We start from the raw sequence: 26,569 nt of genomic DNA, 5'->3' as shown, positions 1-26,569 counted from the left end.
CTGAAAGTTAGCGATTAACCTTGTTATACACAAGCATCATTGTTAGTTATGTTTTGTTTGGAGCTAATTAATAGCCTAGACACACAGGTATAACTATTTTACCCTGTGTATTAGTCCAATAAGGGTTATCAGTTTAGTTTTATCACTTCCAAGGAACCTAGTTGAAAATCACTGACACTAGTGCTCAAGACACTATTATTGCCCCTAAGAGAGCGCCCACGAAATACTTATTAAAGGGCTTAGTTTTTTTCGTTTTACTCATCTCTTTAGTATTGTTATATCCGTACTTTTCTCGTTGGTCTGACTCTTCCATGTCAGTTTCAGCTGAGCGTATTCGAACCGGCACAGTTAAACGAGGGGATTTCGTGCGAGACTTGTCTATTCAAGGACGTGTTGTGGCAGCCATTAGTCCTAAATTATATAGCCCAGCCCAAGGTACTATTACATTTCTAGTAGACGCTGGGGACACAGTTTCCCAGGGGCAAACACTGGCGACAATCGATAGCCCAGAGTTATCTAACCAACTTAAACAAGAGCAGTCCAACTTACAACGCTTACAATTTGAACTCGACAGACAAAGGATCCAGAGTAAAAAGCAAGTGCTAGAAAATCAAAAATCTTCAGACTTAGCTAAAGTAGCCTTAACAGCTGCAGATCGAGAAAAGCGCCGTGCCGACCAAGCCTATAAGAGCCATTCCATTAGTCAGATTGATTTCGAAAAAGCCCAAGACGATTTAGAAAATGCCAAGTTAGTTTATAAACATTCAGTTAATGACGCCAAACTCAACATAGAAAGTCTAGAGTTTGAAGTGCAAACCAAACAACTACAAGTTAATAGACAAGCCTTAGAGGTAAAAGAATTATCTAGGCAGGAAATGGAACTTACCCTACTCTCTCCTGTGAATGGCATTGTGGGAAATTTAGCAGTAGAGCAAAAGAACCAAGTCACTAAAAATCAGGCCATTATGAGCGTAGTTGATTTAACAGAATTTGAATTGGATGTGGATATTCCAGAAAGTTACGCCGACGATTTAGCCATAGGCATGTTGGCTGAAGTCAATCTAGATGGTCAAACCCACCAAGCTATTTTGGTGAATATTTCTCCCGAAATAGAAAACAACCAAGTAAAAGGTCGGGTTCGTTTTGCTAAAACCGACACAAATGGTAATTCGCTGTCTGCGCCAACTGGATTACGGCAAAATCAACGTTTAACCACACGTATATTAATGGAAAGCAAAAATGATGTACTCATGGTAGAACGAGGACAATTTTTGCAAAGTGCCAACGGTAGTGTGGCATACGTGGTAGAAGACGGACTGGCTATTCGAACTCAAATTAAAACTGGGGCGCGCAGTTTATCAGTCGTTGAAATACTTCAGGGCTTAAGCGAAGGACAACAAATTATAATTTCTGGCACCGACCAATTTAATGGCGCTAGTACCATTTTGATCAGCCAGTAATGTTTTATTATTACCTCTCACTTTCCCTAAAAAGCATTAGCCGTCAGAAAAGCTTAAGTGTGTTGATTTCTGCAACATTAGGACTGGGAATTGCAGCATCGATGATCACCTATTCACTGATCTATTTTATGTCCAAAGACCCTTTACCCCATAAAAGTGAAAGGGTTTACCATATTCAATTAGACAACTGGAGCCTGAACACTGCTGCCATTCCACCGGACTTGCCACCGGAAGAAGTGACCTGGCTTGATGCCTTAAATATCGTGCATGCCAAACAGGCTAAGTTTCAAGCTGCCCACGCAATCACTTGGGGCATGGTTACCCCAAGTGATAACCAGATCCCACCTTTTTTAGGGATTATTCGCGCCACACATGGTGAGTTTTTTCCAATGTTTGATGTGCCTTTTTTATATGGTCAAGCTTGGCAAAATTACCCTCGCGAACAAGTGGAATATGTCACTGTGTTGAGTAAGTCTACTAATCAAAGGATTTTTGGTGGGATTAACTCTGTGGGTCAAACATTACCCATGTTAGGCAAGTTATTCACTGTAGTAGGTGTATTAGATGATTGGCATCCCAGCCCAAAGTTTTTTGATGTGTCACTCGGACAATTTTATCCACCAGAAGATTTATACGTTCCATTACAAATAAAAGCCGAACTTGAATTACCTCATGGCGGCAACACCCATTGCTGGCAAACCGATATAGGTGACGACTATCACGCTTTTCTCAGCTCTGAATGTGTCAACTTTAATCTTTGGGTTGAATTAGCCAGTCACCAAGATAAACAACAGTTTGAAGCGTATTTAGAGCGATACGTTGAACAACAAAGATCCCTAGGTCGATTCCCTAAAGCAACTCAAAATAGTGTATTAGATATAAACCAATGGCTAAAACACAAAGAAGTAGTCAGTTCCGACATCTATGTTTTCTTCTATTTGGCGCTGTTATTTTTGTTAGTCTGTTTGTTTAATGCTGCAAGTTTAATGAGCACTAAATTTACAGCAATAAACAGTCAAATGGCACTCAGACGCGCCTTAGGCGCCAACCAACAAGCCATTTTTAGCCAATGCGTAGTAGAAACCATCCTGTTAGGTTGTATGGGCGCATTGATAGGTTTTGTGCTTTGTTTACTGGGCCTTGAGGGTATCAAATTTCTGTATCCAAATTTTAATGCCTTTATCACTTTGGATATGCCCCTGTTGTTTATCACTGTGATGATCAGCATATTGTCTAGTGTTTTGGCAGGCTTAGTGCCTAGTATAAAAGTGTGTCGATTAGCGCCAGCGGAATACCTAAAATGACCAGAAATATACAGGTTTTTATCAACGGCCTAGCATTTAGCCGCATCGCATTGCTCCCTATGCTGAGGACACTATTCAGACAAAAATATGCCATGGCCATGGTAGTGCTGCAGATAGCCCTGACATTAGCAGTAATCAGTAATGGCCTTTTTATTGTTTCCCAGCGACTAGACGTATTGCAACGCCCAAGCGGTATCGATGAAGCCGGTACATTTGCATTAACTAGCTCTGGTTTTACTGAAAGTTTTAATCCACACAACAGTATACAAACGGATTTAGCAGAACTGAGGCAGATGCCCAATATTGTAAACGCTGTGGCCACCTACTCTTTTCCCTATAGTGGCAGTAGTGACTGGGAGGAATTACAAACTGTGGCGGGAAGCGACCAAAATACTGTACCTGCTGCCAGTTACAAATTAGATGAACACGGTATAGAAGCCCTAGGTTTAACACTCATTGCTGGAGAAAATTTCACTCCCGGCGAGGTACTGTGGCAAACAGAAAGCAACAAAACATTTCCATCTGTGGTTATCATCACCACTAGCGTAGCAACAGACTTATTCAATACCTTAGATTGGGGATCTGTTGTCGGTAAAACAATTTATATTAACGCCACATATAGCGCGGTAATAAAAGGGGTAGTACAACAATTGCAAGCCCCTTGGGATGCGGTGGGGAAAATTGAAAACAGTATTATTTACCCCAGAGTAATTACTCGTAACTCGGCGAGATACTTTGTTCGTACTAAGGCAAACACCCTTCAAGCCACTATAACTGAAGTAGAGCACTATCTAGCAAGCAGCAACCTAGAACGTATGATCCGTAATGTTCAAAGTATTCAAACCATTAAAAAACAAGTATTCGGCCCCGATATTGCAGCTATTACTATTTTATTGGTGGTGATATCGGCCTTGAGCATTATTGCCGCGATGGGCATTGCCGGCATGGCAAGTTTTAATGTGCTTAAACGAAATAAACAAATAGGTATCAGACGCGCATTAGGCGCAAATAAAATGGATATACTCGGTCATTTTATAGTAGAAAATATCATACAAACTTCATGTGGTGTTTTTATAGGTTGCTTTGTTGCCCTGGGATTGAACGTGTTTTTAGTCTCTCAATATGCCTTGCCTAAACTACCTTTAAGTTACATTTTTACAGGCATTGTTTGTTTGTATCTACTGGGCATACTGGCCATTTTAAAACCAGCCATTAAAGCAATGAATATTTCTCCCGCAATGGCCACCAGAAGCCAATAAGTTAAATGACAAAAGGCCACTTAAAAAATATTTTTTATCTTTTTTAAACCTTTTTGAATATTGCCTCGACTTATTGGCTGATTGTTCAAAATTTCAGGGATACAGATGAAAATTGCAGATACCAGTGGTCAAGATACCGCTGTTTTAAAAACATCCAATAATAAAACAAAATGGCTCGTCCTTAGTTTAATTTTAATTTCAATTTTAGCCTACGCCACTTTTGCACCGGCTATCAGTAATTGGTCCAACTCAGACGTCAGCGTTTCTGCTCAAAGAGTACGTTTAGCGACTGTCACTCAAGGTGACTTTGTCCGTGATCTATCAGTTCAAGGAAGGGTTGTAGCGGCTGTCAGCCCCAAATTATATAGTCCCGCACAAGGCACTATCTCTTTTGAAGTTGACGCAGGAGATACCGTCACTAAGGGTCAAGTATTGGCCATCATTGACAGTCCCGAGCTCACCAATCAGCTCAAACAAGAGCAATCAGCGATACAGCGTTTACAGATGGAATTAGACAGGCAAAAAATTCAATCCAGCAAACAAGCCTTAGTGAACCAAAAAGCAGTGGATCTAGCTAAAGTAGCACTTACCGCTGCAGACCGAGAAAAACGCCGAGCAGATAAAGCATTTGCAAGCCAATCCATTAGCCAGATTGACTTCGAGAAAGCCCAAGATGACTTAGAAAACGCTCGTTTAGTGTATAAACATTCTGTTAAAGATGCAGAGCTGAATTTAGAAAGTTTAGAATTCGAAGTGAAAACTAAACATCTATTAGTAGAGCGTCAAAAACTCTTAGTCACTGAGCTTAGCCGTCAAGTCGAGGAATTAACCTTGCTTTCCCCTGTCGACGGATTAGTGGGCAACTTATCAGTCGAACAGAAAAATCAGGTTGCCAAAAACCAAGCCATTTTAAGCGTAGTGGATTTATCTGAATTTGAAATAGAAGTAGATATTCCAGAGAGTTACGCCGATGACTTAGCCATTGGTATGGCCGCTGAAATCAACCTCAATGGTGAAACGCATTCAGCAAAACTCGTGACCATCTCACCTGAAATTGAGAACAATCAAGTTACGGGTAGAGTGCGTTTTACCGCCCATTCACAAGACCAAATCAGTCAGCCACAAGGTTTACGACAAAATCAGCGTTTAACGACCCGTATTCTGATGGAACACAAACAAGATGTGCTTATGGTACAACGTGGACAATTTCTGGAAACCGGCAATGGTAAAGTCGCTTATTTGGTCAAAAATGATATGGCTGAGCGCACCTCAATTGCTACTGGGGCCAGGAGTTTATCCAGTGTCGAAGTCCTAAATGGACTCTCGGTTGGCGACACCATAATAGTGTCTGGCACAGATCAATTTAATGGCGCACAAAGTGTGTTAATTACCCAATAATGAATAAACGATTTATTTTGAAACTAATAACCACAATTACAGTTAGGGAACACTTCTAATGTTAAAAATGACAGATGTAAAAAAAGTATTTCGTACCGATTTAGTTGAAACTCACGCATTACGGGATTTCAATTTACATGTGAAGGAAGGTGACTTTGTTGCTGTCACTGGACCATCAGGCTCAGGCAAAACCACATTTTTAAATATTGCAGGATTACTGGAAACCTTTAATGGCGGTACCTACGAGTTAGACGGCCAAGACGTCAGTAACCTGAATGATAAAAAACGTAGTCAGCTTAGAAATGAAAAAATTGGCTTTATTTTTCAAAGCTTTAACTTGATCCCTGATCTCAATTTATTTGACAACGTCGATGTGCCTTTACGTTATCGCGGATTTAACAGTGCAGAACGCAAAAAACGCATAGAAAACAGTTTAGAAATGGTGGGCCTAGCGCAGCGCATGAAACACCTGCCCTCACAACTATCTGGGGGGCAACAGCAAAGAGTCGCCATAGCCAGAGCCCTTGCAGGCGAGCCTCGTTTTTTATTAGCCGATGAACCCACAGGTAACCTCGACACCCAGATGGCGAATAGTGTTATGGAACTACTAAAAAGCATTAACGATGCAGGCACAACTATCATAATGGTGACCCATGACGGTGAATTAGCCAGTCAGGCTAGGCGCAATATTTATGTCCGTGATGGCAAAGTTAGTGAACTTAATGATGCTGATATCCCATCACCCGCGCAACTTGCTGCTGTCTAACACTTAGGAGCCATCACTATGTTTGGTTATTATATAAAACTTGCGCTAAAAAGCGTAAAACGCAATCCCATCCTGAGTATGCTTATGATCACTGCGATTGCCTTAGGTATTGGTGCCAGCATGACCACAATCACAGTTAACTACCTGATGTCTGCTGATCCTATTCCCCATAAAAGTGCACAACTGTTTCATATACAAGTAGATAGTTGGGATCCCAATAATGCATTTGATGATGACGACGATGCTTTGCCCAATCAACTCACTTGGACAGACGCAACCAATTTTACACTGGCTAAAAAAGCCCTCAGGCAATCAGCAATGGGCATGTCAGGAGGTATTATTGAACCACCTGGTGACGATGCAAAACCATTTGAAGCGTCAATTAGACTGGCTTACACCGACTTCTTTGGCATGTTTGATGTGCCCTTCATTTTTGGAAATCCATGGGATAGCAGCTCTGATACCAATCGCCAACAAGTAGTAGTGCTCAGCAAGCGTACCAACGAAAGTGTGTTTGGTGGTGAAAACTCCGTGGGTAAAACAATTGTTATTGATGGAAGGAACTTTCAAGTGGTGGGGGTCATAGACGATTGGCAACCTATGCCCAAATTTTACGATGTGAATAACGGAGCCTTTAACGAAACAGAAGAAATATTTATGCCCTTTACGCTAAAAGAAGAATTAGAGTTACCTAACTGGGGCAATAATAGCTGTTGGAAAAGCCCTGACGGTGAAGGTTATAAAGCGTTTCTTCAGTCCGAATGTATCAATACCCAGATGTGGGTCGAATTGCCGAATGACTTGGCCAAGGCTGAATATATGGACTTCTTGAATAACTATGTTTTGGAGCAAAAAGCACTCGGCCGCTTTCCTCGTCCTCTTAACAATCGCCTATCTAATGTAATGGAGTGGATGGAGAGACAAGAAGTAGTTGAAGAAGATGCCAAGATGATGATGTGGCTTTCATTTATGTTTTTATTAGTGTGTTTACTGAATACCATAGGTTTATTGTTAGCGAAGTTTACCGGAAAATCGGCTGAAATTGGCTTACGCCTAGCGGTGGGTGCTTCTAAAACGGACTTATTCAAACAACATTTAGTCGAAACTGCCCTGATTGGATTAATGGGTGGTATAGCAGGTCTCGGCTTGGCCGTGCTTGGTTTGCAAGGTATCAAAAGCCTCTATGGCGACTTTGTAGATGATTTAGCGACCTTAGATGTCAGCATGATTTTAGTGGCACTGTCTATCGCTTTACTGTCGAGTATTGCCGCAGGTTTATACCCCACTTGGCGAGCTTGTAATATCGCACCAGCCAGTCAATTAAAAAGCCAATAAGGAGCCACCCCATGTCAAATACGCAACCTAGTACTTCTATCAACTGGGAAATTGGTCCCATTTTTCGCGCCATGTTAAGAAACAAAGTAGGCGCCATTTTAATTGCGCTACAAATTGCGGTCACTATGACCATAATTGTTAACTCGGTCTACATAATTGTAGAGCGCAACAAAGAAATGCAGCGTGACAGCGGTATAGACAATGAAAACAGTTTTTACTTAACCAGTGTGGGGTTTGCTGAAAACTTTAACGTACCAAATACTGTTGAAGAAGATATGAATGCCCTGCGAAACCTACCCGGTATTGTTGATGCTGTGCAGATCAATGCAGTACCCAACAGCGGCAGTGGTTGGTCTATGGGCCTAAAAACCCAATCTGGGGTAGAACATGATGCAGTAAGTACCGCAGTTTACATGGTGGATGAGCATGGAATTAATGCCTTAGACGTTGAAATTATCGCTGGTGAAAACTTTGCTCCTACAGATATAAGTTTACGGGTTGTTGGGCAAGTGAAGTGGCCAGATAAAACGATTTTAACTAAAGCCATGGCTGAAAACTTATTTCCAGATATTCCCTATGCCTCTGTTGTTGGCAAAACTGTATACATCAATGACACAGACCCTATGATAGTGGTGGGTATAATTGATAAGTTACAAGCCCCCTGGGTGGGTTGGAATAATTTGGAAAACGTGATGTTGTCCCCTGAAAGAATGGACTTTAAAGGTAGCCGCTATTTTATCCGTACCGAACCCGGACAAAGAGACAGTGTTATGAAGCAAGTGGAGGAGTTACTTGCTAATAGTAACAAAGGCCGTTTAATAAAAGGCATGCGCAGTATAGTAGAGACGCGAGAACGTAGTTACCGTGGGCATACCGCCATGATAAAAATCCTGACCACAGTGATGATCATCTTAACCATAGTGACGGCTTTAGGCATTGTTGGACTGGCAAGCTTCAGTGTGAACCAACGTAAAAAACAAATCGGTACTAGACGCGCTTTAGGTGCAAGTCAGTCGGCTATCGTGCGTTACTTTATGTTAGAGAACTTTTTGATTAGCAGCATAGGAGTGATTTTAGGCGCGGCCTTAACCATAGGTCTAAATATCGTTTTAGTGAATACTTTTGGACTCGACAGAATTGACTGGTTCTACGTCCCAATTGGCATGTTGGTATTATGGCTAGTGGGCCAAGGAGCAGTATTCGGCCCAGCCAAAAAAGCAGCAAACATCCCCCCTGCATTGGCAACTCGAACAGTTTAATCTCATACTCAAAGAGGAAACAGTTAGCAACAAACTGCTAACTGTTTCCTTGAGGCATAGAATGCATTAAAAATACTCTAGCAAAAGGTTAAAGGTCTCACTCATTGATTTGTTAAACGACTTTTATGTTTGTTTTTTTGACCAAAAATCAGTGAAAAAGACTAACGTTAATTTCGACCAATTTTTTAATTTTAATATAACTCATTGTTTATTAAAGATTATTAATAATTGGTCTAAACTGTGCTTTAATCATTCGGTAAAATTTACTTTAATTAATCTTTGGAGAGAAAAAATGGACGAAGGTATGGTGTTTGTATTGATCATTTTATTTGCGTTTGTGTTACCTATAGTACTGATCGGCACTTGGACGTCTCATAAAAAAGAAATGGCAAAGGCGAATGCCAACCTGAATGACTCGGAAAAACAAAATCTGCAAAACGAGTTAGCAGCGGTTAAAGGTAGGCTAGAAGTACTAGAAGCAATAGTTACCGATAAGAAATATCAACTCAATCAAGAAATCACCGCATTAAAAGCAGTGGACTAAATTCATTCCCCTATCAATACTCCTCAGTTCAATAACACACCGGCTGTTTAACTGAGGAGTTACCAATTTTCAGTTAGTAGAGTTTAATAATTGATTTTAATCACTTATCTGTGATGTCATAGGTTATCGTATGACATCACTTATTATATTGGATTTAACTTGAGCGAACCTATTATTGCCTTAGTCACAGTAGGACTGGTGTCAATTGCCTGCCAATTTTTAGCCTATAGAATCAAACTTCCAGCCATTTTACCTTTGTTAATAGCAGGAATTGTGGTTGGCCCTGTTACAGGTTTGATTGACGCCGACTTGTTATTTGGCGACTTACTTTTTCCAATCGTCTCTTTGTCTGTGGCGATCATTCTGTTTGAAGGCTCATTGACCCTTAAATTTAAAGATATAAGTGGTCATGGCTCTATGGTTCGAAATTTGTGCTCTGTTGGCGTACTGATAACATGGGTAATAGCCGCGCCTATTGCTCACTATGCGTTAGATATGACTTGGCAAATGGCGTTTTTGTTTGGTGCAATTGTGACAGTCACAGGACCGACAGTGATTGTGCCCATGTTACGCACCGTAAGGCCGAGCACTAAAATTTCCAATATTTTACGCTGGGAAGGTATCATAATTGATCCCATAGGTGCCTTATTGGCGGTGTTGGTCTTTGAATATATAGTGTCTACTCAAGATGCCCTCAGCCATACCTTATACGCATTCGCTAAAACCATTTCAGTAGGCGTTATTTTTGGTGCACTTTCAGGCTACCTAATGGGCATAGTGCTTCGCAATAATTGGATCCCTCATTACTTAGTCAACACAGCCGTTTTAACCTTAATGTTAGGTGCCTTTGAAGGCTCCAATATCATTGCCCACGAATCAGGGTTATTAACTGTGACTATCATGGGCATCTGGTTAGCGAATATGAAGCGGGTAGAAGTTGAAGATATTTTGGAGTTTAAAGAAACCCTCAGTGTTTTGTTGATATCTGGTCTGTTTATTCTGCTAGCCTCGAGAATAGAATTGAGCTCAATGCTTAACTTAGGCTGGGGATCAGTCGTGGTATTGTTGGTTATTATGTTTATCGCTAGACCCATATCAGTGTTTATCTCCTCTTTGGGTACCCATTTGAATTGGCGAGAGCTGGCACTATTAAGTTGGATTGCACCTAGAGGCATAGTCGCCGCCGCTGTTTCTGCTTTATTTGCATTAAAATTAGAAGTATTGAACTACGCACAAGTTGAATTATTAGTGCCTATGGTATTTATGGTGATTATTGCCACTGTGGTCATTCAGAGTCTTACATCAGTGAAAGTGGCAGAGTTTTTTGGGCAAAGAGCCCCTGCCCCCTATGGATTTTTGATATTTGGTGGTGGTCTATTTTCACGGTTGTTTGCAAAAGAGTTATTAGCGCAAGATATAGTGGTACGCATAGCCGACACAAACTGGGAATCTATAAGATTGGCACGGATGGACAATATTCCAACCTATTATGGCAACCCCATGTCTGAACATGCTGACCGTAGTGTAGACTTATCCCTATATGGCACCGTATTAGTGATGTCGCCTTATAAACAGCTTAATCCCTTGGTTACCTATCACTTTGAACACGAATTAGGAAAAGGAGCGGTACTAGGTTTAACTGTTAATGAACCCCAAAAACGAGCCAGTCATCAGGTATCAGAGTCTTATGCGGCTAAGTTATGTCTATTTAATGAAAATGTTACTTACGCAAAATTAGCTGGGTATGCGACTAAAGGCGGTTTAATCAAAACGACACGATTGTCTGATGAGTTTACCTATGCAGATTATGAAAAACAGTACCAAAAACGCTCAATTCGCCTTTGTGCTATTGAACCAAATGGTAAGGTAAGAATGTATACTAGCCTTAAAAACATTCAGCCTAAATCAGATTGGCGAATTGTCAGTCTAATAACAGAAGAGAAAATGCCAGAAGTGGATCAGACCGCTTTTGACAAAAACAGCTTAAATCCTTCAATATAGCTATCCCAACCTTGGTCGTGTCTATCTGCACTTGCTTGGTTTACAAAGCCAGAATGCAAGATGCGGATAGCCGTACCTTTACCTGTAGCAGAAAAATTAACGTCAATCTCACTCACCTCTCCGTCATTGTTCCATTCCCATGTATAACAAAGGTGGCAATTGGGATCGACAAGTAAAAACACGCCTTCATTCTTACCTTTAAACTCTGGTGTATCCACGACTAGGCGATAATGCCCACCGAGTTTGGGGAGAATATCCATAGAAGTAGCTGGTGCAATAACCGTATCAGATGAGATCCAAGTGGCATACACTTTTTCAAGTGGGAAAGATAAATCATAGTTTTTTTCAATGTTCATGATTAATTTTCTTTAAACACCTAATAAACCTAAAGTAGCTTCATAAAATGAGAAGCTACTTTGCAAGTTACCACTACACTTTATAAAATCTTACTAACTGGTCTTGTTGTAACACACAGGAGTATTTAGTGATACGTTTGGCTTCAGGTTTAACTTTCATTTTCACAGCCGCACCACCCATAGCTTTCATCCATTTCACTTTATGACTAATATATTCAATTGAATCTTCGCCATAACGTTTTTTGGCTTCTGTTTGACATGCCTCTACTACTTTAGATTTAGTCTCATCCCTAGTTAACTCAACATCTGCGAAAACAACCGATGAGCCTAAAACATTGATGGCACAGGCTAATAATAATGGTTTGATAATTTTAGTCATTGTATTTCCTAATTAATTGAGTTGACGTACTCATTAAAATAGAAAATAGACAATTAATCTTACCGATTGCGAAATCCTGTATAGTTTTTCGAAATCGGTAATAAAAAATTAGAAATCGGTCAGCTCTCTAGAGTCCGATAGACCACTTATTCGCCGAAATTCACTTGGTGTCATGGTTTTTAGCGTTTTGAAGGCTTTGTTAAAAGTCGTTAAAGATGCGTAACCTGACTCAATCGCTATGGTTAATATGGGTATTCTCACCAGTTTTGGATCTGACAAACGTTGTGCTGCATCTCTCACCCGATAGCGATTTAAATAGTCATTAAAATTTCGGTAACCAAGATGTTGATTAATGAGTCGTCTAAGTTGATGCTCAGGAATCGCTAAATGTTCAGAAAGCCCCTTAATGGTCAAATCAATTTGGCGATAATAGAACTCTTGTTCCATTGCATTGGTTAATTTATCTAACCACTGAATATCGGCTGACGAAGGTTTAGGTATGTCGTCTTTAATTAATTCAGGGGGCAGATCATCGATGGACTCGACCAGAATGTTTGAGTTTGAGACCAATATAATATAACCATAAGACATGGCAAAAATGCTGATAACAATAATATTAAGGTAATTTAAAAATACTGGGAATTCACCATGTCCATAAATAAACTCGTTCGCCACAATGAACAACAAAAAAGCCCCACAGGTTACAGACAAACTCAATCGTAAAAAGCGCCTACATTCAACCAAATCAGATTGCCAGTTTCGAAACACATCCAATAAGCCCAAAATAGTGATTACACCGGTGACAACAAGTGACACTAAGTGAATGATTGAACCATCTAACTCTGCGGGAGATTGCAAACATTGATAGGCTCCCAAAACAATACAAATTCCCAAGGCAATATGATGCCCTAGGTGTAATTTTTGGTTACGTTCATTCATTTGAAAAAGTGTCGAAGCAAACATCCAAAACAAAGCAGGACTTGCCATGGCAACGATTCCTAGAATAAGCCTAATGTAGAATATATCTTGCACAAGTGGTTGCACCAGGTAACACCCAGCAGAGAGTAACAATAGACTTAAAATTCTTGCGCTTAATACTTGGGGGTAAGCAAACATGAGTTTACACACAACCAAGAATATTGCGCCAAACGCCATGCCCGTTAAAATGAGAAAAAAACTTTGCATAATAAATGTGAAAACGTCTAAAACTTTAAACACAGAATACCGTAATCTAGGCATTGTAGCTGAGATAAATTTGTAACTTTTAACAATTAATCACTCAATCGGCTAACTTAGCTGTTTTAATAGGCTTAGTTCATTTTAGCGATTTTACTTTTTATATTTCCACTTGAGCCGCTTTTATCACAGCTAAATAAGCCCTTGTAATTGGAAACTTTTGGCATAATTGAGCTGGGAAGTTAATGGGTTTATGGTAATTAAACATCAACCGATGTTAAGCCATTATCCTACTAATAGCGCCATCTAATAGTGAGCTACAAGAGCTTAATTATCAGAAGGTTAGATATCGAATCTGAATATTTTCAAAGCATTTGCTGCTGATGGATCATTTTTAAAAGTTCTGCCGCCGCTTCAGCGTCACAGAGTGCCCTGTGGTGGTTTTCTAAGGCAATATTATAAGTCTCACATAGATTGCCCAATGAATAGGAGTGTAAACCTGGATAACACTTTCTCATTTCTCTTACCGTACATAGTTTCGCCATAGAAAAATTGCGATCGAGCCGCTGATATTCTTGTTTAATAAATCCATAATCGAAATTAACGTTATGGGCTACAAAGACACTATTCTCCATAAATTGACCGAGGTTATCTGCCACTTCACTAAATAAGGGAGCATCTTTTACCATGTCATTGCTTATGCCAGTAAGCTGAGTGATAAATTTGGAAATATGCCGTTGTGGATTAATCAAACTACTCCACTTATCCACTATTTCGCCGTTGATCATTTTAACAGCCCCTATTTCAGTAATACGATGTTGTGGCTGTTTACCCCCTGTGGTCTCAACATCTACAATGACATAGGGCTGCATAGGATCGACTATCCAGTCTACCTTACACACTCGTACATCAAACCCTGCATCTTGTAAGGCATTCATGGTAACAAACTGATTGGGACGGATTACATCACCCGGTGCTTTTACCTCTTCAAATCGAAGTTGCCCCTTTTCTATTATCACTAAGTCTGGATAACCATCATTTAGCCCATGGTAGTTCTTTGCCATCGCTCTTAAATGTTGGATAACAGCTACGACAGGTGCGTTAACTAAAAAGTCTGTGATGACCTGGATCATTTTAGTATTCCAACGAAACATACCATTAGGTTGCCCGTAATACTGCGTTGCTATTTTGGTGAGATAAGCCGCTGCCCTTTTTGGCTCAAGAAAGATCAATAAGCGCCTTTCAATAGCATGCTCTAATTCGAGATAAACGGTGTTTTCTTTGACTACTTTAGGTCTACGATCAAACTCGGTGGCCACTGCATCAACATGATTAAACAACTCCTCCCAAAACGTGAGCCCGAATAATGCGTTAAACAAGCGATTTTCGGTCCTATAAGCACTGGCACCTAAGCGCTGGTAATACTGTTTAACCCCCTTTTCAACTTGGTCTTTATGTATTTGATCGATGCCTAAATCATAACTCTCTTCTCGCAACTTTTGAGTCAATTTACTGACTTTGACTTGATGAAATTTACGTTGATAGAAATCCTCAGCAAAAAGTAATAAGCCATCATCCAAGGAATTATCGATGACCTGCTCCAGCTCATATTTTACTCGGTCTTTTTCACCCTGTTTAAACAGCTCTCTTAACCATTTCTGCTGCGCTTTTGGGTGAGTGGAGGCGCGCAGATACTCCATGGCTAATGCATTTTTATGATCCAGCAATTGCTTGCCCAATAAATAAAAATACTCCCCTTTCAACTGAATTGATTGGGCACAGTTGTCCGGTACTTCTGGGTGATCCTCTGGATTTTTATGAGTTATTAAATATTCTTGAACATTCAACGCATTCGCTTTTAGTTGCGCAAGCTTAGCACTGTAATAAAAAACACACTGCGCTTGTTCAAAGTTACTAAATCGCGCACTTTTTTGTGATTTACCAGAACGCGTGGTTAACACGCCAAGATCGCGCATCGAGAACTTGTCTAGTTTGCTGCTGGTATTACCAAAAAATAAAAATAATAGATACGCTAAACAGGGCTCAAAATTTTTAACTAAAACGTTCTGAGCCACATTTGATGTGAGGCATTGCTCTATTGAGCAAGATATTGTTAATTGCTCTAACAAAATTGATTTTGCAGCACTTCTTTTGATACTGCTGACTGCATATTGCTGCAAAATATCTACTAATTGCAATTTCGTTAATTGTGGCAACCACCCTTGTATATCTTCAGAATGTAACCGCCTTAGCAGAGCAACCTTTTGCAACGCGCCTAATTGCCTTGGGCAGTCAGTGATCTCGTGATAAATCATTTTATCTTGAGTGATAAAACATCCTTGGCGGTTAATTACCCTGACAAACATACATTGGGTGTCATGACATAACTGCTGGTAACACTTCACAAACTCTTGGTGTTCTTGATCTAACAGATGCCCACACTGCTGGGTGATAAAATCAATAAATTCATTGAAATGATCAAGGTAGTATTTTTCTGGTAATTCCTTAGAAAACCTAGGCATATGAAACCACTATTGAAGAACAATGAAAACATTATATACAGTGGTTTATACAGTTGTAAAATGGAATGCTAAATTTGAGTTCAAGTTGATAATTACAAATCTGAAATTTTAGAAGTAAACCCTTGATGTCTAAAACTCAGGCAAGGATCTCATTGTGGAAAACACATCCCAAATGCACTAAAAGTATGAGCCTCCCCTGTTTTGCAGACTTCGAAGCAACTGTTAGCTAAGTGCCATGCATCAAATTCATAGGCATCACTAACCGTTTTTGATGTTTTGTTGTGTTCTATTTTGCCAGTCTATTTGACTCATTTCTCTATAAACTGGTTCATTTTAATATATGTATAAGCCTTTTCAGCTAAGACAGATTGGCTTTTAGAAACATAACCTAAAATAACACTATCACTGTGTTTAGATGTTTCGCAAGGTGTAGCGGTGAATTCGCAAGGCTTCACAAGAAAGACACTATACCTATCTCCTACCGCCTCCAAAAGCTTGGGAAGTTGGCTAAAGGGTATTTTTCGATTGTGATCTGCTGTCATATTCTGTTTTATAAAATTGAGGATGTCTTTGGTTGACTGCAGAGTTTCACCATCTAATGGTTTTAAAAGACAGGCATTACTATTAATCACTTCGGCAGGAAGGCTGTAGTCTGAATATGTACCGTTATTTTTAGACCATTCCTTAACGGTCATTTTTCCATCACTGCATTGTGTAGCACTAACATGAAGTGATAAGCAAAGTAGTGAAGCGCTTATAATACGTATCATTTAAATAATTCCTTTTAGTGTTCCAAACTACCTAAAACTTAGACTGCCAAGACGAGGTTCAAGCAAATATACACCAATATTCATAATAAAATCTAGTGTAAATATCTTCCCTTGTATTGCAAGTAAATTTCATCACTCAAAAGTGGCAGATTCAATATATGACACTTTACAGTAGTGGTGTTTTATTAACCAAAGGCTGAAGATCCGTTTTCTCAGTGCTGTAGACTTTAAGAATAGCTTAACTGTTTAGTCTTTCTTTCACTTAAACCTTTGGCCTTCAACGCAAGCTTGCTTACCAATTCAAATCATCTGGAATATCATACTCAGCATACCAATCATCCTCTTCACTACTCTTTTGATCGGCCTCGCTAATGTTATCCGCTCGATACACGACTATTGCCTCATCGCGCTCTGAAATTTTATTGGCCACTGGCATTGGCACTAACTCGTAGCCATCGTTTAATTTGACTATGGCAAGTTTACCTTGGCTGATTTGTTTTTGGGTCGATTGGCTAACGTACATACGTTTAATGATTGTGCCGTCGGTGAAGTTACAGACCACTTCTTCTTCACGTTTGGAACCTGCAAATTTTGGTTGTTTATTGGTTTCAATGAGTTGTTTGATTTGCGCAACTAGCGCTTTTTTCTCGGCTTCTTGTTTAGCTTTTTGATTAAGCTCTCTATCTTTGGCTTTTTTCGCTTCGATAAGTTTTTCTGCAGCCAATTTAGCTTCATTGGTTTGCACCACATTGTGATTTTTCTGCGCTTTGACTTGTTTGTTTTTTTGTTGGCGAACTTGTTTCGCTTTTTTCTTGTCGGTTAAACCGGCTTTAAGTAATTGTTCTTGTAAAGAGAGGGCCATAATTGAATGCCATTTATATAAAGTTAAAAACAATACGGCAGCCAAAAGCTGCCGTAAAATAATAAGATAAACCCGCTAAATTACTTTTTAGGTTTCTTACGTTTATCTTCCACTTTCCATTTTCCGTCAGTACACCAAGCAGACCAACCAGTAGCTTTACCTTCTTCGTTTTCTGACATCACGTATTGCTGCTTAGTTTTACGACTGTATCGCACTATTGTTGGATTACCATCTGAATCTTTAGCTGGCGCATCAGCCAAATAATAAAATTTGGGCGAAATTCTATCTCTGAATCTAGCCAACTCGGCCACTTGTGGGGCCCGGGTTTCTCTAGATTTAGGAAAGTTATGAGCCGCTAAGAAAATACCGGATGCGCCGTCTCTAAGCACAAAATGAGCATCAGATTTCAGGCATTCCAATTCTGGCAAGTCAGTAGGATCTTCTTTAGGTGGCGCAGCTTCACCATTTCTGAGCAATTTACGGGTGTTTTTACATTCTTCGTTAGTACAACCAAAGTACTTACCAAAACGACCACTTTTTAACTCCATGTTCGATTTGCATTTATCACACTCAAGAATAGGCCCTTCATAACCTTTAATCTTAAAGGTGCCTTTCTCCACATAAATGCCTTCACAGGCCGGGGAATTCCCGCAAACATGCAACTTACGAGACTCGTCGACTAAATAGCTATCCATAGCAGTACCACACTCACCACAACGACGTTTTGAACGTAACACTTCAGTTTCTAATTCTTCTTCATCTTCAACTTTGATGACTTCATCACCAGAGGTCAGATTCATAGTGCCTGTGCAGCGCTCTTTAGGTGGCAAGCTGTAACCAGAGCAACCTAAAAACACGCCTGTGCTAGCGGTACGAACATTCATTGGACGCCCACATTTAGGACACTCAACATCAGTAGGAATAGCCTGATTTAAACGCATACCGCCTTCTTCTGGCGATTTTTCAGCAACATGTAGTTTCTGCTCAAAATCCACATAAAAATCGTCTAGCACCCCTTTCCAAGAGGCAGTGCCTTCAGCGATGGCATCCAGTTGTTGTTCCATATTGGCGGTAAAATCATAACCGATCAGATCGTCAAAATTTTCCATCAAGCGGTCATTTACAATCTCACCCATTTTTTCAGCATAGAAACGTTTACTTTCGATTCTTGCATAACCTCTATCTTGGATAGTCGAGATAATACTGGCGTATGTAGACGGTCGACCGATGCCGCGTTTTTCCAGCTCTTTAACCAACGAGGCTTCATTAAAACGCGCCACAGGTTTAGTAAAGTGTTGCTTAGGATCCAGTGATTTAAGATCTAAATCCTCACCTTCTTTTACATCAGGCAGCAATAAATCTTCATCACCTTTTTTACGCTGTGGGTTTTGTACTTTAGTCCAACCATCAAACTTTAATACACGGCCTTTTGCAGTCAATTCAAACTCACCTGCCTTGACTCTGATGGTACTCGCATCATATTTGGCTGGGGTCATTTGGCATGCCACAAATTGACGCCAAATCAACTCATATAAACGTTGCGCATCACGCTCAACATCTGTGATGGCTTCAGATTTTAGCAATACATTGGAAGGACGGATCGCTTCATGGGCCTCTTGAGCGCCCTCTTTGCTACCGTACTTAATTGGATTTTCTGGCAAGTAGTTATTACCAAAATTATCCGTAATATATTCGCGACAACTGTCCACCGCTTCTTTACCCAAATGAGTCGAATCGGTACGCATGTAGGTAATATGACCAGCTTCATATAAACGCTGCGCCATCATCATGGTTTTCTTTACACCAAAACCTAAACGCGTACTTGCTGATTGTTGCAAAGTTGAGGTTATAAAAGGCGCTGACGGTTTACTTTGAGTCGGCCTAGACTCTCGGCTAACCACTTGATAACTGGCACTTTCAAGAAAGCTAACAGCTTTGTCAGTTTGGGCTTTATTAATCGGCTTAAATGCCGCGCCATTTTCTTTGACCACTTGCATACGCAAATTGGTTTGTTTTTTGGTATTTAAATCTGCATGTAAATCCCAAAATTCTTCAGGTACAAAGGCTTTAATTTCTCTTTCGCGCTCTACTACTAAACGTACAGCTACCGATTGAACGCGACCTGCTGACAAGCCTCTTGCGACCTTTTTCCACAATAATGGCGACACCATAAAGCCCACTACCCGATCTAGAAAACGTCGAGCTTGCTGAGCATTCGCCATCTCAATATTCAATTCACCTGGATGGGCGAACGCTTCTTGAATAGCGTTTTTAGTAATTTCATTAAACACTACGCGCTGAAAATCTTTGCCAGGTTCATTAATTAGTTCTCGCAAGTGCCAAGCAATGGCTTCCCCTTCCCTATCCAAATCCGTTGCGAGATAGACAGTGTCAGCGCTTTTTGCCAACTTTTTGAGTTCGTTAACAACTTTTTCTTTGCCTTCAAGTACATCGTAATGAGCTTGCCAATCGTTTTTAGGATCGATCCCCATGCGATCAACTAACTTTTTATATTCGTAATCGCGTAAATAGTTTTCACGCTTTTTTTCAGAGAGAAGTTTGAGTTCTTTTGCTGGTTTTTTAGGCGCAACTTTGCCCACAGCCTTGTGAGGAAGATCCCGAACGTGACCGACACTAGATTTAACAATAAAATCTTTGCCGAGATATTTATTAATCGTTTTTGCCTTTGCCGGTGATTCGACAATGACTAGATGCTTTGCCATATATTGGTTTTAACCTTTGATATTTATAGGTTTTTATTAACTAGGTGAACCTAACAGTAGGTTCACCTCTTAAAAATGCTTTTTAACATATATCGACAAAATGAATATAAAACAAGTTCTTCTTCATACTTATCCAATATTCTTTTTTTTAGACACCCTTTCATTGTTCACTTTTCGAACAGCTCCATTGGCAGGGCAAACAAAAACAGTATAATGCTCAGCAATTCGTATTTTGAACGTTATTTCAAGTCAAAAATATCGAGCCTGAATGGCTCAAATACCGATGAGAAAAAACAGTAAGTGAGGTTTAGATGAAACAATTTGAAGCCAATTTTGATGGATTAGTAGGGCCGACTCATAATTATGCGGGGTTATCATATGGTAACGTTGCTTCTTTAAGTAATGCCAGTGCTTCAAGCAGTCCTAAACAGGCCGCTAAGCAAGGGTTGAAGAAAATGAAGGCACTAGCTGACCTTGGTATGGTTCAAGGTGTTCTAGCGCCGCAGGAGCGTCCTGACATTGCTTCGTTACGTAGATTAGGCTTTAGTGGAACGGATGCGAACGTTTTAGCTATGGCGGCAAAACAGGCTCCGGCAATTTTTCAGGCATGTTGTTCGGCCTCAAGTATGTGGACAGCTAATGCTGCAACGGTTTCTCCTAGCGCTGATACCCATGATAGAAAAATTCATTTCACCCCGGCTAATTTAACGAATAAATACCACCGCTCATTGGAGCCCCAAGTCACAGGAAATATTCTGCAGGCTACCTTTGCCAACCAAGAATATTTTGCACATCATACTCACTTACCAGATAACGAACATTTTGGTGATGAAGGTGCCGCTAACCACACCCGTCTTTGTAGCGAATATGGCAAAACTGGCCTAGAAATATTTGTATATGGACGTCATGCATTTGATACCAGCAAACCTGCACCAAAAAAGTTTCCAGCACGGCAAACACTAGAAGCAAGCCAGGCCGTCGCCAGATTGCACGGGCTTAGCGATAAAAATGTAGTTTATATACAACAAAACCCAGATTTAATCGATCAAGGTGTATTTCATAATGATGTGATTGCCGTGGGTAACCAAAATGTGTTGTTTTTCCACGAACAAGCGTTTTACCAATCAACCCAGGCAATAGCTGAGATAAAACAAAAGTTTGTTGGTGACGGGCTACACTTTATTTGTGTAAAAACCGCTGAAGTCAGTGTACAAGATGCCATTAAGAGCTATTTGTTTAATACACAAATAATTACTCTAGCAAATGGTGAAATGGCAATAATTGCACCAACTGATTGTAAAGAAAATCCTGCAGTATCCGCCTATTTAACTAATTTAGTAGGACAAAATACGCCTATCAAACATGTGTACTACCATGATGTTAAAGAAAGTATGCGTAACGGTGGAGGTCCGGCTTGCTTGCGGCTGAGAGTAGCAATGACCGAAAAAGAATATGCTGCAGTGAATCAAAGTACCTTAATCAATGACAGTCAATTTGAACGTTTAAACACTTGGGTTGATAAACACTATCGCGACACATTACATGTGAGTGATTTAAGTGATCCGCAATTGTTAATTGAGTCTAGAACTGCGTTAGATGAATTAACTCAATTATTGAGTTTAGGCTCGGTTTATCCATTCCAACAAAGCTAGTGCCAAAATGCGCTTTTAGTTTGCCAGCCCTCATTAATCGGAACTGGCAAACGAGTTCCTTTATTACAATGTATTTTCACAGGTTAAATTAGCACCATCATCTATAAATGTGCCTGGGTTGTTAGGATCTTCAACAGAATTTAAACCTCTTCCAAATGGATTAGTGTTTGGAGGTGTAGCTTCTTCTCGCAGGTCAGTCGACGAGGCCGACAATAAGAAAAATTGACTCGCTTGTGATTCACTGCCTGACACAGGAGTACTAGCCGTTATCTTGACCTGCCCCCAAGCAGCATATGTTTTAGCATATCTTAATTCAATGATGGCTTGCCCATTTTCGTCTGTGACAATATCACCGTCTATCGACAGTATATTTCCTGGCGTTAACTCGCCATCGCCATTTACATCTTCGTTCGGATCTTCAATAGCATCGTCATCTACATCTTCATTAGCACAACCAACGGTACGTACAGCTGTCCAGAACTCAAAATCTTCTTGATTCGGATACGCAACCCAATAACCTTTATAAAATGCAGGGCGAATTGCTTGATAGTTTGCGTCACCGGGCTCTGCATTGGGTTCAAGAATTTCAGAGTATTTAACCGGTGTCCCCGTCACAGTTAGTTCGACGCCACTAACCGGATTTGAATTGGCATCAGTTACGAAAACAGTAAACTTCTTCAAATAACTGGTTTCATCAGGTGAAGAAATAACATTTCCTGTACCGATAGAGATAAATTGCGATCTGTTTGCAACAGTCAAGTTTAAGCTAGTCATAATATTAGAGTCTGGTTCTGTTGCAGATATAGTAATGCCATTTTCCGTCGTTACACTAGAAGAGGTATAGACCGTTGAAGCCACTCCATTACTATCAGTAATAGCTGATGCTGGGAAGATTTCACCGCCACTGACGTCATCATTATTAAAATTAACAGTTTTACCTTTAACGAGATTTCCTGCAGCATCGCGTAATACCGCTGTTATGGTACTTTTTTGACCCGCAGGACCAATTGAATTAGGGCTTGCAGACAAAATAATATTATTAACTTGGGTGGCTACAAATTCAATATCAGTACTGACATTGACATAAACCGGAGTATCACTACTAGAATCGACACCTTGAGCTGAGACAATTGCTCTACCTGCGTTACTTGATTGAATTTGAAAGGTTGCCTTACCACTGGAATTAGTTTTTACATTTGTAGCTGACAGCGTTCCTCTAGTCGTTGTTAGGGTTATTGTTCCATTTGCAAAAGGTACAGTATCTTTTAACCAAGTTAACTCTATATTACTTGCTGTGCCTAATGGGATATCTTCTGTAGAAACCTCTGTAAAACTGAATTGGTCCTGCTGGACAGTTACATTTAACGCACCATTAGCGTTTAGTGCTGACGCGGTTATCAAGTCCAATCCAGAACTGTTCGCGGTATAATTCACCACGACTTGGCCTTCACCATCGGTAACATAAGCGTTTGAATCAAACCCATTGCCCTGTTGAGATTCCACTTGAATAATCTGGTTGGCGATCCCTACACCATCAAAATCTGACAGAAAAATTGTGAAGGTAGCTGTCTCTCCTACGATAACTGTAGGCGGACCGTTTACTGAGATTGATGTGCCAACAACTTGAATATCTAAGGTTTTTGTTTCAGCCAACCCAGAGGCGGTGGCGGCCACAGTGATCGTTCTGTTTTCAGGCTTGTTTTGAGTATCAAGCAGCGCGGTGGCAATACCATCAGCCCCAGTTATACCTTGGGTAATTTGTAAGCTAGCAGAAGAGTTTGCTGAAAAAGTTACGGTTACACCTTCAAGCAAAACATTATTGGCATCTTTCACTTGTGCAATTAATTCAATTTCATCAGACCCACTTGATGCTAATTGTGTAGAACTTCCATACAATTCTATAGATGCAGGGATGACGCCTATTCGCGTAGTACCAGAAGACTTGAAAGTAGTGTCATCTGTTTCACCAGAGCTTAAAGTAGCAATTATAACCCCATCGCCCGAGTTTTCACCGACTAAAATATCAATCGAAGCAACGCCATCATTACCAGTAGAAGCAGTACCTGAATCATTACCGAATATAGCCAATCCTTCAGGTTGAAAAGTAAAAGTTATTAATGTATCCGCAACTGGATCACCATTTGAATCAATAGCAGTAGCTGTCAGTGTTAAAGGGTTAGATTCGTTTAAATCTTTTGAAGATTGACCATTAGCATCAGTAAACTCCAATTCTACATTTCTGGTGACATTAACCGTACCTCCACCACCAGTGCTTCCTGTACTATCATCACGAGAAATTTCTCCCCCGCCTCCACAAGAGAAAAGGCTCAATAAAGCCAAAAATACTAACAGCGTTCTAAAACGTAAAATCATAAACCTTTCCTATACACATGAGCCATATTGTGATGGCAAATTCACTTTAACAGTTCAGCTTGAACAATAATCTTGTTAACCTTGCTTTAGGTTATAGTAGATAACCAAATTCAATAGCACTAAAACTCGCGACTTTTAACAAAAATAAAGCTTAGGATTTTCATGACCACATCAACCCATTTGTCATCACAAAAACCCTCACCACAAAAACTCGGACTAACCGCTCGTATCTTTATCGGCATGATTGCCGGAATAATTATCGGAGCTTTATTACAATGGTTGTTTGATGATAGCGGAGATTTTTCTTTTAGTGTATTCGGCTTGCACGTTTCAACGTATGCACTTTTAGTCGAAGGTATATTTAATGTAGTGGGAAGTATATTTATCGCCAGTTTAAAGATGCTGGTTGTACCTTTAGTTTTTGTTTCTTTAGTATGTGGCACATCGAGTTTATCTGATCCCTCTAAATTAGGGCGATTAGGAGGGAAATCGATATTACTTTACGTATTTACAACGGCGCTCGCTATCAGTTTAGCCGTCAGTTTAGCCTTATTAGTTAATCCAGGCGAAGGGTTAAATCTTGTTTCTGAATCCACCTATGTTGCCAAACAAGCGCCGACCCTAGGACAAGTCATCATCAATATGATGCCCACCAATCCTATTAACGCGATGGCCGAAGGTAACATGTTACAAATCATTGTATTTGCAGTACTTTTTGGCATATCTATGGCGATGACAGGGGATGCAGGCAAAAGACTAACCAGTGTATTTGAAGATTTAAGCGCAGTAATAATGAAACTTGTAACTATTTTGATGAACCTTGCACCTTATGGAGTATTTGTGCTGATGGCCAAATTGTTCGCCACTATAGGCTTTGACACCATAGCAAGTTTATTTAAGTATTTCCTATTGGTTATATTTGCGTTGTTCGTTCACGCTTTTGTTACCTATCCCATTATTTTAAAAACCTTAAGTGGTTTGAGCCCTTTAATATTGATCAGAAAGATGCGTGATGCGGCGATATTTGCGTTTAGTACTTCCAGCAGCAGTGCAACTTTGCCTATTACTATGGAAACAGCAATTAGCAAGCTAGGCGTTAAACGCTCAGTCGCTTCTTTTACCGTTCCCCTTGGCTCTACAATTAACATGGATGGCACTGCCATTATGCAAGGCGTAGCCACTGTATTTATTGCTCAAGTCTATGCCGTAGATTTAAGTTTAAGTGATTATATGATGGTTATACTCACCGCAACGCTTGCCTCTATAGGCACAGCAGGAGTGCCTGGTGTGGGCCTCATCATGCTAGCTATGGTGTTACAACAGGTGAATTTACCTGTAGAAGGTATTGCACTTATTATAGGCGTAGATCGATTGTTAGATATGACCCGAACTGCAGTAAATGTTACGGGTGACTGCATGGTGGCGTGTATTGTGGCTAAAAGTGAAAACGAACTAGATATTGACGTGTTTAACGATCCAGATGCAGGGATATCTGAAGAAGAAGTCGATTTTACGCATTTAGACAAAAACAGTTAATCATTAACTAGTCTAAATCTTCTATCGGCCACAATGCGATGAAATCTTCGAATTCTTCAAGATCCACATCTTTGTCGGATACTGTTTTTCCGCGGACAGACATGCCAACTTTATGCATTACTGACTTTTTGTTTTTATTTAACAGAGGATGCCAACTTGGCAATCCTCTGCCTTCATAAAGCCTGCGATAACTGCAACTTGGTGGCATAAAAAAGATATCTTGGAGGTTATCTTTGGTAAGTTTGACACACTCTGGCACTAGTTTAGTTCGCTCTGAGTACTGGGTACAAGAACACGATTTTGTATTCAACAGATTGCAAACGATATTGGTGTAATGAATTTTTTCCCCAAGTTGAATTTGATTTGTAGTGGCTGGCTCTGACACGTTTTCATCATCAATAAATTTATGCAAACAACATTTGGCACACCCATCACAAATGCCTTCCCATTCTTTATCAGACATATTCTCTAATGATGTGCTTTCCCAATATTTAACGCCCATCATTACTTATCTCTCACTTTATCAAACAACAACCAAAGCATGGCTTCACTTCTTGTTTCAAAATTTTTAATCGACAAAGACAAACTTTCAGCAAGCCCTTCAATCACGTTTTCAATATTCATTTCAGGCTTCACTATTCTTGCGACTTTTAAACCGCCTAGCCAGCCGTTTTCTTGCACGGTTATCAACAATTTAGCAATTTCTATATTGGAAAAGAGCAATCTGAATTCCGTATTATCCAGCACTACATTCTTCACCTGATTTTTACCTGCCATCTTAACAATTGTTTTTAAGAGATGCTCAAGATCCACAAGTTCTCTTGCTTCACCAAAAGTTTCACAAATTAATATTTTGTTCGCAGGATCTACTATAAAGTTATATGAAAATTTCAT

General features: G+C 40.0%; 21 protein-coding genes. 11 read left to right on the top strand and 10 right to left on the bottom strand.

Translation table 11 applies throughout. The features are described from left to right. Positions 1-161 precede the first annotated feature (161 nt). The 9 genes from AAC000_RS02700 (at position 162) to AAC000_RS02660 (ending at position 11,326) form a co-directional block, all read left to right on the top strand. Positions 162-1,460: an HlyD family efflux transporter periplasmic adaptor subunit gene (locus tag AAC000_RS02700; RefSeq protein WP_339719888.1), complete on the top strand. Its 1,299-nt coding sequence runs from the start codon at positions 162-164 to the stop codon at positions 1,458-1,460. A gap of 59 nt (positions 1,461-1,519) precedes the next feature. Then, positions 1,520-2,764, top strand: a complete 1,245-nt coding sequence (locus tag AAC000_RS02695) for an ABC transporter permease (protein WP_339719886.1) — start codon at positions 1,520-1,522, stop codon at positions 2,762-2,764. Then, on the top strand, positions 2,761-4,023 hold the full coding sequence (locus tag AAC000_RS02690; RefSeq protein ID WP_339719884.1) for an FtsX-like permease family protein: 1,263 nt from the start codon (positions 2,761-2,763) through the stop codon (positions 4,021-4,023). Before AAC000_RS02695 ends, AAC000_RS02690 begins: the two co-directional genes overlap by 4 nt. A 105-nt stretch (positions 4,024-4,128) precedes the next feature. Next, on the top strand, positions 4,129-5,421 hold the full coding sequence (locus AAC000_RS02685; protein ID WP_339719881.1) for an efflux RND transporter periplasmic adaptor subunit: 1,293 nt from the start codon (positions 4,129-4,131) through the stop codon (positions 5,419-5,421). A 58-nt stretch (positions 5,422-5,479) separates the two neighbouring features. Further along, complete coding sequence (locus tag AAC000_RS02680) at positions 5,480-6,187, top strand: ABC transporter ATP-binding protein (RefSeq protein ID WP_339719878.1); 708 nt, start codon at positions 5,480-5,482, stop codon at positions 6,185-6,187. Positions 6,188-6,205: 18 nt separating this feature from the next. Further along, positions 6,206-7,522, top strand: coding sequence for an ABC transporter permease (locus AAC000_RS02675; RefSeq protein WP_339719877.1), 1,317 nt, complete (start codon positions 6,206-6,208; stop codon positions 7,520-7,522). Positions 7,523-7,533: 11 nt separating this feature from the next. Further along, entirely contained in the window at positions 7,534-8,781 is a 1,248-nt protein-coding gene (locus AAC000_RS02670; RefSeq protein ID WP_339719875.1) for an FtsX-like permease family protein, read from the top strand. 292 nt (positions 8,782-9,073) lie between these two features. Next, complete coding sequence (locus tag AAC000_RS02665; protein WP_339719874.1) at positions 9,074-9,325, top strand: hypothetical protein; 252 nt, start codon at positions 9,074-9,076, stop codon at positions 9,323-9,325. 159 nt (positions 9,326-9,484) lie between these two features. Next, complete coding sequence (locus AAC000_RS02660; protein ID WP_339719872.1) at positions 9,485-11,326, top strand: sodium:proton antiporter; 1,842 nt, start codon at positions 9,485-9,487, stop codon at positions 11,324-11,326. Here AAC000_RS02660 and AAC000_RS02655 read toward each other — a convergent pair. The 7 genes from AAC000_RS02655 to topA form a co-directional block, all read right to left on the bottom strand. Beyond that, entirely contained in the window at positions 11,284-11,682 is a 399-nt protein-coding gene (locus AAC000_RS02655) for an SRPBCC domain-containing protein (protein WP_339719870.1), read from the bottom strand. The two genes, AAC000_RS02660 and AAC000_RS02655, sit on opposite strands and share 43 nt — an antisense overlap. 73 nt (positions 11,683-11,755) lie before the next feature. Continuing rightward, on the bottom strand, positions 11,756-12,061 hold the full coding sequence (locus AAC000_RS02650; protein WP_339719869.1) for a hypothetical protein: 306 nt from the start codon (positions 12,059-12,061) through the stop codon (positions 11,756-11,758). A gap of 108 nt (positions 12,062-12,169) precedes the next feature. Next, positions 12,170-13,048, bottom strand: a complete 879-nt coding sequence (locus AAC000_RS02645; protein ID WP_339719868.1) for a helix-turn-helix transcriptional regulator — start codon at positions 13,046-13,048, stop codon at positions 12,170-12,172. A 554-nt stretch (positions 13,049-13,602) separates the two neighbouring features. Then, entirely contained in the window at positions 13,603-15,759 is a 2,157-nt protein-coding gene (locus AAC000_RS02640) for an exonuclease domain-containing protein (RefSeq protein ID WP_339719866.1), read from the bottom strand. A 308-nt stretch (positions 15,760-16,067) separates the two neighbouring features. Then, positions 16,068-16,529, bottom strand: coding sequence for a hypothetical protein (locus AAC000_RS02635; protein WP_339719864.1), 462 nt, complete (start codon positions 16,527-16,529; stop codon positions 16,068-16,070). A gap of 292 nt (positions 16,530-16,821) precedes the next feature. After that, complete coding sequence (locus tag AAC000_RS02630; protein ID WP_339719862.1) at positions 16,822-17,391, bottom strand: DUF2058 domain-containing protein; 570 nt, start codon at positions 17,389-17,391, stop codon at positions 16,822-16,824. A gap of 80 nt (positions 17,392-17,471) precedes the next feature. Next, positions 17,472-20,114 (bottom strand): type I DNA topoisomerase, encoded by a 2,643-nt coding sequence (topA, locus tag AAC000_RS02625; protein ID WP_339719861.1) that lies wholly within the window; start codon positions 20,112-20,114, stop codon positions 17,472-17,474. A gap of 311 nt (positions 20,115-20,425) precedes the next feature. Between topA and astB the strand changes: the two genes are divergently transcribed. Continuing rightward, positions 20,426-21,766, top strand: coding sequence for an N-succinylarginine dihydrolase (gene astB, locus AAC000_RS02620; protein ID WP_339719860.1), 1,341 nt, complete (start codon positions 20,426-20,428; stop codon positions 21,764-21,766). A gap of 63 nt (positions 21,767-21,829) precedes the next feature. Here astB and AAC000_RS02615 read toward each other — a convergent pair whose 3' ends face one another. After that, the gene (locus AAC000_RS02615; RefSeq protein ID WP_339719859.1) at positions 21,830-24,139 is read right to left on the bottom strand and encodes an Ig-like domain-containing protein; all 2,310 of its coding nucleotides are present in this window, start codon (positions 24,137-24,139) and stop codon (positions 21,830-21,832) included. Between the two features lie 162 nt (positions 24,140-24,301). On the opposite strand from AAC000_RS02615, the gene AAC000_RS02610 reads away from it, so the two are divergent. Next, on the top strand, positions 24,302-25,675 hold the full coding sequence (locus AAC000_RS02610; RefSeq protein ID WP_339719858.1) for a dicarboxylate/amino acid:cation symporter: 1,374 nt from the start codon (positions 24,302-24,304) through the stop codon (positions 25,673-25,675). A 7-nt stretch (positions 25,676-25,682) separates the two neighbouring features. Here AAC000_RS02610 and AAC000_RS02605 read toward each other — a convergent pair whose 3' ends face one another. Beyond that, positions 25,683-26,177 (bottom strand): YcgN family cysteine cluster protein, encoded by a 495-nt coding sequence (locus tag AAC000_RS02605; protein ID WP_339720370.1) that lies wholly within the window; start codon positions 26,175-26,177, stop codon positions 25,683-25,685. A 2-nt stretch (positions 26,178-26,179) separates the two neighbouring features. Continuing rightward, positions 26,180-26,569, bottom strand: coding sequence for a hypothetical protein (locus tag AAC000_RS02600; RefSeq protein ID WP_339719856.1), 390 nt, complete (start codon positions 26,567-26,569; stop codon positions 26,180-26,182).

The sequence above is a fragment of the uncultured Paraglaciecola sp. genome, from assembly GCF_963977085.1.
Lineage (GTDB): Bacteria > Pseudomonadota > Gammaproteobacteria > Enterobacterales > Alteromonadaceae > Paraglaciecola.
The sequence above is the reverse complement of the archived record's forward strand: the minus strand, read 5'-3'. Positions and strand labels throughout refer to the sequence as shown.